11 protein-coding genes are annotated in these 13,105 nt (G+C 58.3%); 6 read left to right on the top strand and 5 right to left on the bottom strand.

All coding sequences use genetic code 11. The annotated features are described in order from the left end of the window. Positions 1-7 precede the first annotated feature (7 nt). Genes ETG88_RS09500 through ETG88_RS09480 form a run of 5 tightly spaced genes read left to right on the top strand, consistent with a single transcriptional unit; the run spans position 8 to position 5,491 of the window. The gene (locus ETG88_RS09500; RefSeq protein WP_123427875.1) at positions 8-952 is read left to right on the top strand and encodes an ABC transporter permease; all 945 of its coding nucleotides are present in this window, start codon (positions 8-10) and stop codon (positions 950-952) included. Further along, positions 949-1,800 (top strand): ABC transporter permease, encoded by an 852-nt coding sequence (locus ETG88_RS09495; RefSeq protein WP_129035280.1) that lies wholly within the window; start codon positions 949-951, stop codon positions 1,798-1,800. The genes ETG88_RS09500 and ETG88_RS09495 overlap by 4 nt, the downstream gene beginning before the upstream one ends. Continuing rightward, entirely contained in the window at positions 1,797-3,404 is a 1,608-nt protein-coding gene (locus ETG88_RS09490; protein WP_129035279.1) for a dipeptide ABC transporter ATP-binding protein, read from the top strand. The genes ETG88_RS09495 and ETG88_RS09490 overlap by 4 nt, the downstream gene beginning before the upstream one ends. Then, the gene (locus ETG88_RS09485) at positions 3,401-4,390 is read left to right on the top strand and encodes a putative FMN-dependent luciferase-like monooxygenase (protein ID WP_129035278.1); all 990 of its coding nucleotides are present in this window, start codon (positions 3,401-3,403) and stop codon (positions 4,388-4,390) included. Before ETG88_RS09490 ends, ETG88_RS09485 begins: the two co-directional genes overlap by 4 nt. A 9-nt stretch (positions 4,391-4,399) precedes the next feature. Then, entirely contained in the window at positions 4,400-5,491 is a 1,092-nt protein-coding gene (locus tag ETG88_RS09480) for an alkylhydroperoxidase domain protein (RefSeq protein ID WP_129035277.1), read from the top strand. Between the two features lie 6 nt (positions 5,492-5,497). On the opposite strand, the gene araJ is transcribed toward ETG88_RS09480, so the two are convergent. Both araJ and ETG88_RS09470 read right to left on the bottom strand, forming a co-directional pair. Beyond that, positions 5,498-6,673: an MFS transporter AraJ gene (araJ, locus tag ETG88_RS09475; protein WP_100780105.1), complete on the bottom strand. Its 1,176-nt coding sequence runs from the start codon at positions 6,671-6,673 to the stop codon at positions 5,498-5,500. Between the two features lie 120 nt (positions 6,674-6,793). After that, complete coding sequence (locus ETG88_RS09470) at positions 6,794-7,435, bottom strand: Qnr family pentapeptide repeat protein (protein ID WP_100780104.1); 642 nt, start codon at positions 7,433-7,435, stop codon at positions 6,794-6,796. A gap of 143 nt (positions 7,436-7,578) precedes the next feature. Between ETG88_RS09470 and ppk2 the strand changes: the two genes are divergently transcribed. Beyond that, the gene (gene ppk2, locus ETG88_RS09465; protein ID WP_129035276.1) at positions 7,579-8,397 is read left to right on the top strand and encodes a polyphosphate kinase 2; all 819 of its coding nucleotides are present in this window, start codon (positions 7,579-7,581) and stop codon (positions 8,395-8,397) included. Between the two features lie 84 nt (positions 8,398-8,481). Here ppk2 and fdnI read toward each other — a convergent pair whose 3' ends face one another. From fdnI to fdnG, 3 genes are read right to left on the bottom strand one after another with little or no spacing between them, the layout of a single operon-like run. Beyond that, positions 8,482-9,138 (bottom strand): formate dehydrogenase-N subunit gamma, encoded by a 657-nt coding sequence (fdnI, locus tag ETG88_RS09460; RefSeq protein ID WP_100780102.1) that lies wholly within the window; start codon positions 9,136-9,138, stop codon positions 8,482-8,484. Beyond that, positions 9,131-10,015: a formate dehydrogenase subunit beta gene (fdxH, locus tag ETG88_RS09455; protein WP_100780101.1), complete on the bottom strand. Its 885-nt coding sequence runs from the start codon at positions 10,013-10,015 to the stop codon at positions 9,131-9,133. The genes fdnI and fdxH overlap by 8 nt, the downstream gene beginning before the upstream one ends. Before the next feature lie 11 nt (positions 10,016-10,026). After that, complete coding sequence (fdnG, locus tag ETG88_RS09450; RefSeq protein WP_149044971.1) at positions 10,027-13,074, bottom strand: formate dehydrogenase-N subunit alpha; 3,048 nt, start codon at positions 13,072-13,074, stop codon at positions 10,027-10,029. Positions 13,075-13,105 lie beyond the last annotated feature (31 nt).

Below are 13,105 nucleotides of genomic sequence, written 5' to 3'. Positions count from 1 at the left end.
GGCGATGATGAGCCATTATCTGCTGCGACGGGCCGGAATGGGGCTGCTGGTCCTGTGGGCCGCCTTTACCCTCTCCTTCGTGCTGCTTCAGGTGCTGCCGGGGGATGCGGTGCTGATTAAATTTCAGAACCCGGATCTGGGCCTAAGCCCGGCGCAAATCGAAGAGATGCGCGTCGCCTACGGTGCAGACAGCCCGCTCTGGCAGCAGTATTTCCACACGCTGTTTGCCATGCTGCGCGGCGATTTTGGTTTTTCATTGCAGGCGGGCGTGCCGGTGAGCGAACTGATCGCGAGCAATTTGCCGGACACCCTGAGTCTTGCCCTGCCGGCGTTCCTGCTGGCCGTGATACTGGCCTTCGTGCTGGCGTTTGCCGCACGTCTGCCGGGGCTGCGCTGGGTGAGTAACGCCATTCAGTCCGTGCCGGTACTGTTTATCTCGCTGCCGACCTTCTGGCTCGGCATCGCGCTCATCCAGCTGTTCTCCTTCCAGCTACGGCTGATTCCGGTGATTAACCCGTCGCCATTGCAGGGGTTGATCCTGCCGATCGTTACTGTCGCCATTCCGATCTCCGCCCCGCTGGCGCAAATTCTGATGCGCAGTCTCGATCAGGTGTCCGCTCAGCCGTTCGTCGCCGTTGCGCGCGCCAAAGGGCTGAGCGAAACCGGTGTGCTGTGGCGTCACGTCACGGGCAATGCGCTGCTGCCGGTGCTGAATATCGCCGGGATTTTGCTCGGCGAACTGATTGCCGGGGCGCTGATTACCGAAACCGTATTTGGCCGCAGCGGTCTGGGGCAGCTGACGCAGCAGGCCGTCAACAACCAGGATATCGCCGTATTACAGGCGGTGGTAATGATCTCGGCCCTGGGCTTTGTGCTGATTAACCTGCTGGTGGATCTGCTGATGCCGCTGTTTGATCCTCGTCTGCAAACCGTCACCGGAGGTGCATCATGAGTCTGGTGGACTATGCCGCCGCGGCGCGAAAACGCGTCCCGGCCCTTCGCACCGTCGACATTCAGCCCGGATTGTGGCTGGCGTGGGGCGTGATTATCGTCGCCGCCCTGGCCGCACTGGCGCCGGGTTTGCTCACCCACTACAGCCCGATTGAAGGGATCGCAGGCGCTCAGCGTTTAGCTCCCCAGGCGGGACACTGGCTGGGAACCGATCAACTTGGCCGTGACGTCTACGCGCGCATTGTCTATGGCGCATCCCACTCACTCAGCGCCGCCCTGGCGGCCGTGGCGATGGGATTAGTGGCTGGCACCGCAATTGGGGTTATCGCCGGTGCCTTCGCCGGGCGCGTAGAGTCGGTGCTGATGCGTTTTGTCGATGTGCTGCTGTCGATTCCCTCACTGCTGCTCTCCCTGACGGTGATTATTTTGCTCGGTTTCGGCACGGTGAACGCGGCTATTGCCGTCGGTGTGGCGTCGATTGCCAGTTTTGCCCGCCTGGCGCGCGGCGAAGTGGTGCGTATTCGTCACGCAGATAATGTCGAAGCGGCCTACGGCAGCGGCGGCACCTTCTGGGCAGTGCTGTGGCGTCACATTTTACCGAACTCCCTGACGGCGGTGCTGGCCTTCGCGACCCTGCAGTTTGGTCAGGCAATCCTCGCCCTCTCGACGTTAAGTTTCCTCGGATACGGCACCCCGCCGCCCGTCCCGGAATGGGGGCTGCTGATTGCCGAAGGGCGTAACTATCTCTCCACCGCCTGGTGGCTGACCACCTTCCCCGGCATCGTGGTGATCGCCGTGGTGCTTGCCACTAACCGTATCAGCCAACAGTTAAGCGGAGGCCGCTCATGACCGTTCTGTCCGTGGAAAATCTGACTTTAAGCTACCGCATCGGTCGCCAGTGGCGTGAAGTGGTCCACAACGTCAGTTTCACCCTGAAACGCGGGGAAATGCTGGCCTTTGTGGGCGAGTCTGGCTCCGGGAAAACCACCACCGCGCAGGCGATTATCGGCTTGCTGGCGGACAACGCCCGTCGCGATAGCGGCAAAATTGTGCTGAACGGCGAAGAGATCAGCCAGTGGTCAGCAAAACGACTCAACAGCCTGCGCGGAGCGCGTATCAGCCTGGTGCCGCAGGACCCTGGCAACTCCCTGAATCCGGTCAAAACCATCGGTGCCCAGGTGGGCGAAGTGCTGAATATTCACCAGAAAATCACAAAGACCGAGCTAGAAAATCAGGTGCTGGCGCTGCTGACTAAAGTCGGGCTAAGCCACCCGGCACAGCGGATGAAGCAATATCCGCATCAGCTTTCCGGCGGGATGAAGCAGCGGGTGCTGATCGCCATCGCCATCGCGTTGCGCCCGGATGTGATCATCGCCGATGAACCGACCAGTGCCCTGGATGTGACGGTACAAAAACGCATTCTTGATCTGCTGGATATCCTGCGCCGCGAATCGGGAACGGCGGTGCTGTTCGTCACCCACGATCTGGCCCTGGCCGCTCAGCGTGCCGATCGCTTACTGGTCTTTCGGCACGGTGAAGTTCAGGAACAGGGGGCAACTGCCGACGTGGTGCGCGCCCCGCAGCACGCCTATACCCGCCAGTTGCTGAGCGATTTGCAGGGTTCGCGCTTGACCATTGCGCCCGTCTCAGGCCTTCGGCTGGCCTCTCCTGCCATTCGCGCTCAGGCCATCAGCAAGCAGTTCACTCTCAGTAAAGGCCACACTTTACAGGCGCTGGATAACGTCAGTTTTGATGTGCAGCGCGGCAGCACGCACGCGCTGGTCGGGGAGTCGGGATCGGGGAAAACCACTCTGGCTCGCATTTTACTGGGGTTTGAGCAGGCGGACAGCGGGCGCGTCACCCTCGATGATATCGATGCGACCCAGCTCAGCGTGGAGGCACGCCGCCAGTTGCGGCAGAAAATTCAGTTCGTCTACCAGAATCCGTTTGCCTCCCTCGACCCACGGCAAACGCTGTTTGAGATCATCGAAGAGCCGCTGAAAAACTTCAATAAGCTCGCCCGAGCGGAGCGCAAATCCCGCGTCGAGGCGGTGACCACCCGCGTGGCCCTGCCGCTTGAGCTGCTGAGTCGTACCGCTCGCGAGCTGTCCGGCGGCCAGCGTCAGCGCGTGGCCATCGCCCGTGCGCTGATTCTGGAGCCAACCATTCTGGTACTGGACGAAGCGACCTCGGCGCTGGATGTCACGGTGCAGGCGCAAATCCTCGCCCTGCTGCAACAACTCCAGCAGCAGCTGGGGCTGACCTATCTGTTTATCACCCACGATCTGGCGACCGTTCGCCGCATTGCGCACAGCGTCACAGTGCTGCGCAGCGGTCAGGTTGTTGAACATGGCACGGTGGAGGCGCTCTTCTCCTCGCCACAGAGCAGCTATACCCGCGAGCTGATCGACGCCATCCCCCATTTTTCACCCGTTACGAAGGAGTACGCATGACGCGTAAACGCCTGGGATTCTTTACCCGCCTGCTCGACGACGCGCCTGCGAAAGAGCGTTATCGTCTGGCAACAGAACAGATCCGCCATGCCGAGCGCCACGGTTATCATACGGCCTGGATTGCTCAGCACCATTTCCACGAGCGCGAAGGCGGCCTGCCGTCGCCGCTGGTGTTCCTCGCTCACGTTGCGGCCCAGACCCAAAGCATCCGTCTGGGTACAGCGATTATTACCCTGCCGATGGAAAACCCGCTGCGCGTGGCGGAAGACGCGGCGGTCCTCGATCTGCTGGCGGACGGTCGCCTTGAAGTCGGTTTTGGCTCCGGCGGTACGCCAACCTCGTTTCTGCCTTTCGGCCTGACGTTCGACGAGCGCGGCGCGACGTTTGCCGACCATCTGCACCTGATTCAGAGCGCCTGGCGCGGTGATTCCCTGACGCATCCGGATAACCATCTCTATCCACCTGCGCCGCAGCTGGCAGAGCGCGTGTGGATTGCGACCTTTTCCGTTGAAGGCGCCGTGCGCGCCGCCCGGGCCGGGCACGGGCTGATGCTCTCCCGCACTCAGCCTCGCCCGGCTGACCAGCCAGGGCTTACTCTCGACCAGATTCAGAACCCGATTGTGGATGCCTATCTCGCCGCGCTGCCCTCGGGAGTGGCGCCGCGAATTCTGGCCTCGCGCACGGCGTTTGTGGCCGACAGCGATGCGTATGCTCTGAACGTCGCAACGCCCGGGTTAACCCGGCAGGCAGAGGCGCACCGAGCGGCGGGTCATACTGTAATCGGTGACAGTGTCACAGATTATATTCGCCAGTTTGACGCCCACATTGGAACGCCGCACACCGTGCTGGACTCCCTTGCTCAGGATTCCGTCCTCAAACGGGCGACGGATATTTCATTCCAGGTCCATTCCGTTGAGCCGTCCCATCGGGACACCTTACGTTCAATTGAGCTTATTGCTGAACATATCGCCCCTCATATTCTTTAAGGAGTCCCTATGTCTTTAAGTCAGGATATTGTTGCCGAATTAGCGGAGATCGCCCCCGGTTCGCCGCTGGCAACGGCTCGCGCCACGCGCGATGCCGCCACCCGTCATGCCCAGGGCAGCTATGAAACACTTTTTAGTCAGCAGGATGCGGCGTTCCCCCTTGATGAACGCGCGGCAGTCGCCGCTAAAGTGGCAAAATGGCACCGCGTCGATGCGCTGGCCGCCCACTACGCCGGTTTTGGGCTGGCTGATCCGACTTCCACACGGCTGACACCCGCGCTGACCTTTGCGCGTTTGCTGACGTTTTCCCCGGTCGAAGCCACGCCCGGCGCATTAAGTGCGCTGACGCAGGCGGGATGGAGCAAAGAAGCCATTGTGACGCTGGCTCAGCTGATCGCGTTCGTGAGTTTTCAGAGCCGTCTCGTCGCCGGGTTGCGCCTGCTGAATGACAAAACCGTGGCGGCAAACGACACGCCGGTGGTGGCGGGGATCTGGCACAGCACGCCTGTGACAAAAAGCGGCAAACCGGCGCCGGTACAGTTCACGCAGCAGGAGCTAGGCTGGGAGCCGTGGCTGGCGTCAAAACCGCTGGCAGAGTTCAACGCCGACGAGCAGGCTATTCTTGCGAAATTTGGCCACACGGACTCAGACTATTTCCGCCTGCTGGGGCGCAATTTGCCGGTTCTGGAACAGCGCACGCTGACCGATAAAGGGATTTTTTACACGCCTGGCGGCCTGCCGCGCGCGGAGCGTGAACTGGCGGCGACGGTGACCAGCAAGATCAACGGCTGCATTTACTGCGCATCTGTCCATGCGCGTAAGGCCAGCCAACTGTCGAAGGACGATAATGCCGTAGACGCGCTGCTGGCCGTGCGGCCGGGGCAGTCCCTGAGCGAGGGGCAATCGGCGCGCTGGCAGGCGGAAATTGATTTTGCGGCGTCGCTGTCCGTGACGCCACCCGCTCTGACACCCGCGCATCTTGCGGCACTGGAGAAGCAGTCTCTGGACTCGCTTGAACAGCTGGATCTGGTGCAATCTGCGGCGTTCTTCGCCTGGGCCAACCGCTTAATGCTGACCCTCGGCGAACCTTACCTTCCGTAACGTAAATCAGGCTAACGCGCTGGCGTTAGCCTCCGCCCGTTTGGCTTTCTGACGGCCATACAGCAGCAGCGATGACATGGCGGCGAATGAGAGGAGCGCCGCCGGTAACGTCACATAGCTCCAGCTGTAGCCAAGAACGATCATCATCCCGCCGAAATACGCCCCAATCGCACTGCCAAGATTAAAGGCCACCTGCCCGCCCGCCGCACCCAGCAGCTCGCCGCCCTGCGCATTTTGCAGCAGCATAATTTGCAGCGGTGCCGACAGCGCGAACAGCCCCGCACAGCAGATAAAGCCCATCACCAGAGACGCAGCCTGATTTTCACCGAAGGCAAACAGCATCAACAGCGACACCACGATCACCAGATCGGTGGTCGCCGCAATGCGTAGCGGGCTGTAACGACCGGAAAGTTTGCCGCTGAGCAGATTACCCAGCACCATGCCCAGCCCCATCAGCATCATGATGACGGTCATAAACCCGGCGGAGAATCCGGAGACGTTGACCATAAACGGCTTCACAAAGCTGAACCATGCGAAGACTCCGGCATTACCGAACATCGTCGCGGCAAAAATCAGCCAGGGTTCCGGTTTCTTCAAAAAGTGAAACTGCTCCGTGAGTCGGGTTTCGGTTTTATCGTACAGAGTCGGCACCCAGAAAATGACCGAGAGGATCACCAGCGCGTCAAACGCCGCAATCAGAAAGAAGGTGTAGCGCCAGTTATATTCATGCCCCAGCCAGGTGCCGAGCGGAACGCCCACCAGGTTGGCGACCGTCATTCCGGCAATCATCCCCGATACGGCGAGGGTGACTTTTCCCGGCGGCGCTATCTTTGAAAGGATGATCGCCCCGACGCCGAAGAAGGCCCCGTGAGGAAAGCCGGACACCAGCCGCCCGATAGCCAGCCAGAAATAGGACGTTGAGAAGGTAAAAATGGCGTTTCCGACCACGCACAGGGCGACCAGAAAAAGCAGAACCGTTTTTAGCGAGAACTTATTTGAAAACAGCGCGATGATCGGCGCACCAATGACCACGCCAAAGGCGTAGTACGAAATCATGCTCCCGGCAGAGGGGATCGAAATGCCGGTATCGTGCGCCAGCTCGGTCAGCACGCCCATGATGCCAAACTCGGCCATGCCCAGTCCAAAAGTGCCCAGCGCCAGTGAAAAAACGGTTTTTTTCATACCACAGCCATTTGTTAAAAATTTGCAACAGCCATTATTGAACAAACTGGTATGGTGAGCCAGTTCCAATTGGCGCTCTGACACGTTAATCCATTCATTCGGTCTGGCTTGTGAATATCCTTAACCGATAATCGCGACGCCCAGGCGTTCCATAATTTGCGCAACCTGATAGCTGTCGAGCTTCACCCCTTGCAAATCGACGCCGCGCACGTCCAGATCGCCGAGTTCAGAATTGGTCAGATCGCAATGAGTGACGTTAACCGCCCGCCAGTCGAATGACGAAAACTCCCCGCCCGACAGATCGGAGCCGCTAAACGTTGCACCGAGGATCTGCGCGCCGTTCCAGCGGTTTTCCCACAGCTCGCATTTTTCGAGCACCACTTTGGAAAAGTTGGCGTAGCTGAGGTTGCTTTTGGTGATGTACGCGCTGCAAAACCAGCTGCGGGAGGTGATCATGTTCATAAAGCTGGTGCCGCGAAAGTCTGCGCCCTGCGCGCGGCACTCGCGGATTTCAATCCCCAGCGCGCTGGCGTTCCTGAAGTCTGCCATCGTTAAATCGCAATTTTTGAAAATGGCGTCTTTCAGCGTGGCGCGAGAAAAATTCCCGCCCTGCTGGCTTTCGCGATCGTAAAACTGACAGCCGATAAACTCCGTGCCGGTCAGATCGACGCCGGAAAAGTCGCAGTGGCGAAATGTCCCGTTCTCAATTTTCTCGCCCGTAAACTGGTTTTTGCCAATTCTTACCCCGTCCAGCGTCAACATTTTACGACCACCTGTGTTTATATACAGTAATGCCGTATTCTAACCCGATCCCATGGTGTTGTGTAAATAATTCCCGCGAGGATTTGCGAGCACGATTACACTTCAAAGTGTTCTTACCCTCCCTTCTGTCGAAGAGGATTGCCATGGGAAACATCAAGAAAGCAAAAAGCCCGGCGGAAAATGTGAAACGCGAACCGCTGAAAGAGAAGGAATACGAAAAGGAGCTGCGGCGTCTGCACGTTGAGCTGGTCAAGCTCCAGCAGTGGGTCGTCAGTAAAGGGCTAAAAGTCTGCGTGGTGTTTGAAGGCCGCGACGGTGCAGGCAAAGGCGGAACGATTAAAGCCATCACCGAGCGCGTCAGCCCCCGGGTGTTTCGCGTCGTTGCGCTGCCCGCGCCGACAGAGAAAGAGAAAAGTCAGCTCTATTTCCAGCGCTACGTGCCGCATCTTCCCTCGGCGGGAGAAATCGTGATTTTCGATCGCAGCTGGTACAACCGTGCGGGCGTTGAACGCGTCATGGGTTTTTGTACGCCTGAACAGGTGCAAAAGTTTCTGGATGGCACGCCGACCATGGAACGGGCGATGGTGGATGCGGGGATCATTCTGATCAAATACTGGCTCGAAGTGACGCCCAAAGAGCAGGAGCGCCGCCTGCGGGATCGTATTGATGACGGGCGCAAAACCTGGAAGCTGTCACCGATGGACATCAAATCGTTCAAACTGTGGGATAAATACACCGAAGCGCGCGATGCGATGTTTGCCGCCACCGATACCGCCTGGGCGCCGTGGTTTGTCGCTCGTTCTGAGGATAAAAAACGGGTGCGACTGAATGTCATCTCGCATTTGCTGTCGCAAATCCCCTACAAAACCCTGCCCGTTGAGCCGGTAAAACTGCCGAAGCGTAAAGTGGGTAAAGTAAAACCGACGGATTATCCGTTCCGCTATATTGCGGAGCGGTTCTGAAAAGCGCCCGGGGCAACCGATAAAACACCTGCCCCAGGACGGCACAAACCCAGCGCCGCCGGCAAATTCCGACGGCGCATGAGGTTACTTCATCCCTTCCGTGCTCTCTTTTTTCGCCTCCAGTCTTTCGACATCACGATACCAGCGCGGATGGTGTTTTTGCGCCCAGCGGCGGCTTACCTTCCCTTCGATCATCCCTTTAATCGATCCTTTCACCCAGAAAGCCATATACATATGAATCAGGATGGCATGGATCAGAATGATGGCGACGGTTGCATGGATCAGCAGGCTGTAGCGAATCACCTGAATCGGGAAATAATGGGCAAAATAGGGACGCCAGATAATCACCCCGGTCACCAGCAGCACAAAAATCATGCTCATGATGGTCCAGAACATCATTTTCTGTCCGGCGTTGTACTTGCCCACTTTCGCGACTTTGTGCTCGTTGCCTTTCAGCACTTCGACAATCCCTTTCACCCACGGAATATCCTGCTTATCCGGGATGTTGTGATGCACAAAGCGCACGAACATAAACATCAGCACCACGAAAATCAGCACGCCAAAGAACGGGTGCAGAATACGGCCCATCTGCGGCGTCCCGAAGGTTTCCGTCAGCCACTGCAGCGTCGGGAAGAAGAAAGAGATCCCGGACACCGCCACCAGAAAGAAGCAAATGACCACCGTCCAGTGACAGGCGCGGTCGACAAACTTGGTGCGCACAATCATCTTCGACTTACTCATGATGTTCATCCTCGTCGTCATCCACCTCTTTGTTTGGCCCGATACCGATGTAGTGATAAATCAAACCGGCAAAGGTGGCGATAAATCCGGCCGCCGCGAGCGGTTTGAGCGCCCCTTTCCACAGGTTGATGGAGGTATCAATCGCCGGATCTTTAGGCAGATTGTGATACAGCTCTGGCTGGTCGTTGTGATGCAGAACGTACATCACATGCGTCCCGCCGACGCCCTGCGGGTTGTAAATCCCCGCGTGGTCATATCCGCGTGCTTTGAGCTTATCGACGCGTTCCTGCGCCACCTCGAGCATCTCTTTCTTGGTACCGAAATGAATTGCCCCGGTCGGACAGGTTTTCACGCAGGCAGGCTCCTGCCCGACGCTGACCCGATCCACACAGAGGGTGCATTTGTATACCCGGTTATCCTCTTTGTTCAGACGCGGCACGTTGAACGGACAGCCGGCGATACAGTAGCCGCAGCCGATGCAGTTATCCTGCTGAAAATCGACGATCCCGTTGGCGTACTGAATAATCGCCCCGGCGGACGGGCATGCCTTCAGGCAGCCCGGGTCCTCGCAGTGCATACAGCCGTCTTTACGAATCAACCACTCCAGCTTGCCGTTCTGATCGGTTTCGCTAAAACGCATTACCGTCCAGGATTTGGCGCTGAGATCCGCCGGATTATCGTAAACGCCCACGCAGTGCCCGACGTCATCGCGGATGTCGTTCCACTCCGAACAGGCCACCTGGCAGGCTTTGCAGCCCACGCAGGAAGAGACATCAATCAGCTTGGCGACTTCCGCTTTATAGTCCCGCGCACGGGGCGCGGGAGTCATGCCGTTGGTCGCGGAGCGTTTGATAATGTCTTGTGTTTCCATAGCCATTGAATCGCTCCTTACGCTTTCTCGATGTTGACCAGAAACGCTTTATATTCCGGCGTTTGCGAGTTGGAATCGCCGACGTTTGGCGTCAGGGTGTTGGCGAGATAGCCTTTTTGCGCCACCCCCTCAAAGCCCCAGTGCAGCGGAATGCCCACGGTCTCGACCTGCTGGCCGTTGACGTGCAACGTCTGCAGACGACGCGTAACCACCGCCACCGCGCGAATAAAGCCGCGTTTGCTGCTCACCTTCACGCGATCGCCGTTGGTGATGCCTTTCGAGCGCGCCAGGGTTTCACTGATTTCGACAAACTGTTCCGGCTGCGCGATGGCGTTGAGCCGCGCGTGTTTGGTCCAGGTGTGGAAATGCTCGGTCAGACGATAGGTGGTCCCGACGTACGGGAACTTATCTTTCTTACCCAGGCGCAGCGCGTCGTCTTCATACAGGCGAACCACCGGGCTGGAAACCACGTTCGGATGCAGCGGGTTGGTGCCGAGCGGCGTCTCCATCGGCTCGTAGTGCTCCGGGAACGGCCCTTCTGCCAGCTTATCGAGCGCAAACAGACGCCCCAGCCCTTCTGGCTGCATGATAAACGGCCCGGTCGCACTGCCCGGCGGCGCGGTGTTGAAGTCCGGGATATCGTTCCCCGCCCACTTCGTGCCGTTCCACGCGATCAGCTTGCGTTTCGGATCCCACGGCTTGCCGTTGATATCCGCCGATGCACGGTTGTAAAGCACGCGACGGTTGAGCGGCCACGCCCAGGCCCAGCCGAGCGTATTGCCCAGTCCTGACGGATCGGCGTTATCGCGGTTGGCCATCTGGTTGCCCTGCTCGGTCCAGCTTCCTGTGTAGATCCAGCAGGAGGAGGCCGTTGAACCGTCATCGCGCAGCAGCGCAAAGCTGTTCAGCAGCTGACCTTTTTTCGCCAGCAGATTGCCGTTGGCGTCATACAGATCTTCCAGCGCATAACCGTTGTTCTCTTTCGCGACCTCTTCCGATTCCGGATGGTCCGGCTGCTTGTAATCCCAGCGCATTTTCAGCAGCGGTATCGCCCCTTTACCACCCATTTGGGCGTACATCTCGCGCAGACGATGGTAAATACCGGCCAGAATTTCGCCGTCATTACGCGCTTCGCCCGGTGCATCCTGGCCTTTCCAGTGCCACTGCAGCCAGCGGCCAGAGTTGGCGATGGAGCCATCTTCTTCCGCGAAACAGGTCGACGGCAGACGGAAGACTTCGGTCTGAATCGACGCGGTGTCAACGTCGTTCATCTCGCCGTGGTTCTGCCAGAAGTTGGAGGTTTCCGTCACCAGCGGATCGATCACCACCATGTACTTCAGCTTACTGAGGCTGCGCACGACCTTGTTTTTGTCCGGGAAAGAGGCCACCGGGTTAAAGCCCTGGCAGATGTAGCCTGTGACGTTGCCCTTATCCATCATGTTGAAATACTTGATGACGTCGTAGGCCTGGTCCCATTTCGGCAACCACTCAAAGCCCCAGTCGTTCTCTTTCTGCGCCGCATCCCCGTAGAAAGACTTCATCAGGCTGACGAAGAACTTCGGATAGTTGCTCCAGTAGTTCACCTGCTCCGGCAGTGTCGCTTTTGGCGTGTTGGCCGCGAGATAGGTCTGCAGATCGGTCTGTTTTTCCGACGGCAGCGTCAGATAGCCGCTCAGGCTGGTGGAGAGCAGCCCCAGATCGGTTAGCCCCTGAATATTGGAGTGTCCGCGCAAGGCATTCACGCCGCCGCCCGCCATCCCCATGTTGCCGAGCAACAGCTGGATCATCGCCATGGTACGGATGTTCTGCGCACCAACGGTGTGCTGCGTCCAGCCCAGCGCATACAGGAACGTGGTGGTGCGCTCGGCCGCACTGGTCGAGGCCAGCACTTCACACACTTTCAGGAAGTCCGCTTTCGGCGTTCCGCAGATGTTTTCCACCACGTCCGGCGTGTAGCGAGAAACGTGCTGTTTCAGCAAGTTCCACACGCAGCGCGGATCGGTCAGGGTTTCATCGCGTTTCGCAAAACCGTTTTCATCGAACTGATAGTTCCAGGAGGATTTGTCGTACTGACGTTTTTCTGCGTCATAGCCGCTGAAAAGCCCGTCATCAAAGGCAAAATCGTCCCGCACCAGCAGATTCGCGTTGGTGTAGTGTTTAACGTATTCGGCGTTGATCTTGTTGTTTTCAATCAGATACAGCAGCACGCCAGACAGGAACGTGATGTCCGTACCGGAACGAATCGGCGCATAGATATCCGCCACCGATGCCGTACGCGTAAAGCGCGGATCGACGACGATCAGCGTCGCATCATTGTTATTTTTCGCTTCCATCGCCCAGCGGAATCCCACTGGATGAGCTTCAGCGGCGTTACCGCCCATCACCACCACGACGTTGGCGTTTTTGATATCAACCCAGTGGTTGGTCATCGCACCGCGACCAAATGTTGGAGCAAGACTTGCTACCGTTGGTCCGTGTCAGACGCGCGCCTGGTTATCGACGGCCAGCATGCCAAGTGAGCGCACAAATTTTTGCGTCAGCATGCCGGTTTCATTACTTGCCGCAGATGCGCAGAGCATCCCGGTGGAGAGCCAGCGGTTCACGGTGACGCCCTGCTCGTTCTTTTCAACGAAATTGGCGTCACGGTCGTCTTTCATTAATTTGGCGATGCGGGTAAAGGCATCGTCCCAGGAGATGCGCTGCCATTTATCAGAGCCAGGCGCGCGGTATTCCGGGTAACGCAGGCGGTTGTCGCTGTGAACATAATCCAGCAGGCCTGCGCCTTTCGGGCAAAGTGCCCCACGGCTCACCGGATGATCCGGATCCCCTTCAATATGGTAAATCGCTTCTTTGGCGTTTTTCGCGCCATCGCCCAGGCTATACATCAATAGCCCGCATCCCACGGAGCAGTATGTGCAGGTGTTACGGATCTCTTTGGCGCGCAGCAGTTTATAGTTACGCGACTGAGCCAGCGCGAGTTTAGGCATAAAGCCCAACGCAGCAGCTGTTGTTCCGGCCATACCGCCCGCGCAGATTTTAAAAAACTTTCTGCGGCTGACGTCCATTGCTGTCCTCGTTATCTGTAGGAGACTTCGC

It is taken from the genome of Lelliottia nimipressuralis (genome assembly GCF_004115925.1).
Taxonomy (GTDB): Bacteria; Pseudomonadota; Gammaproteobacteria; order Enterobacterales; family Enterobacteriaceae; genus Enterobacter; species Enterobacter nimipressuralis.
Note: the sequence above shows the minus strand (reverse complement) of the source record. Positions and strands in the feature narration are given on the sequence as shown.

Coding starts and splice junctions, on each gene's coding strand:
- fdnI (WP_100780102.1), bottom strand. CDS start 9,138: ATGAGTAAGTCGAAGATGATTGTGCGCACCAAGTTTGTCGACCGCGCC.
- ETG88_RS09470 (WP_100780104.1), bottom strand. CDS start 7,435: ATGTTGACGCTGGACGGGGTAAGAATTGGCAAAAACCAGTTTACGGGC.
- ETG88_RS09480 (WP_129035277.1), top strand. CDS start 4,400: ATGTCTTTAAGTCAGGATATTGTTGCCGAATTAGCGGAGATCGCCCCC.
- ETG88_RS09490 (WP_129035279.1), top strand. CDS start 1,797: ATGACCGTTCTGTCCGTGGAAAATCTGACTTTAAGCTACCGCATCGGT.
- araJ (WP_100780105.1), bottom strand. CDS start 6,673: ATGAAAAAAACCGTTTTTTCACTGGCGCTGGGCACTTTTGGACTGGGC.
- fdxH (WP_100780101.1), bottom strand. CDS start 10,015: ATGGCTATGGAAACACAAGACATTATCAAACGCTCCGCGACCAACGGC.
- ETG88_RS09500 (WP_123427875.1), top strand. CDS start 8: ATGAGCCATTATCTGCTGCGACGGGCCGGAATGGGGCTGCTGGTCCTG.
- ppk2 (WP_129035276.1), top strand. CDS start 7,579: ATGGGAAACATCAAGAAAGCAAAAAGCCCGGCGGAAAATGTGAAACGC.
- ETG88_RS09485 (WP_129035278.1), top strand. CDS start 3,401: ATGACGCGTAAACGCCTGGGATTCTTTACCCGCCTGCTCGACGACGCG.
- ETG88_RS09495 (WP_129035280.1), top strand. CDS start 949: ATGAGTCTGGTGGACTATGCCGCCGCGGCGCGAAAACGCGTCCCGGCC.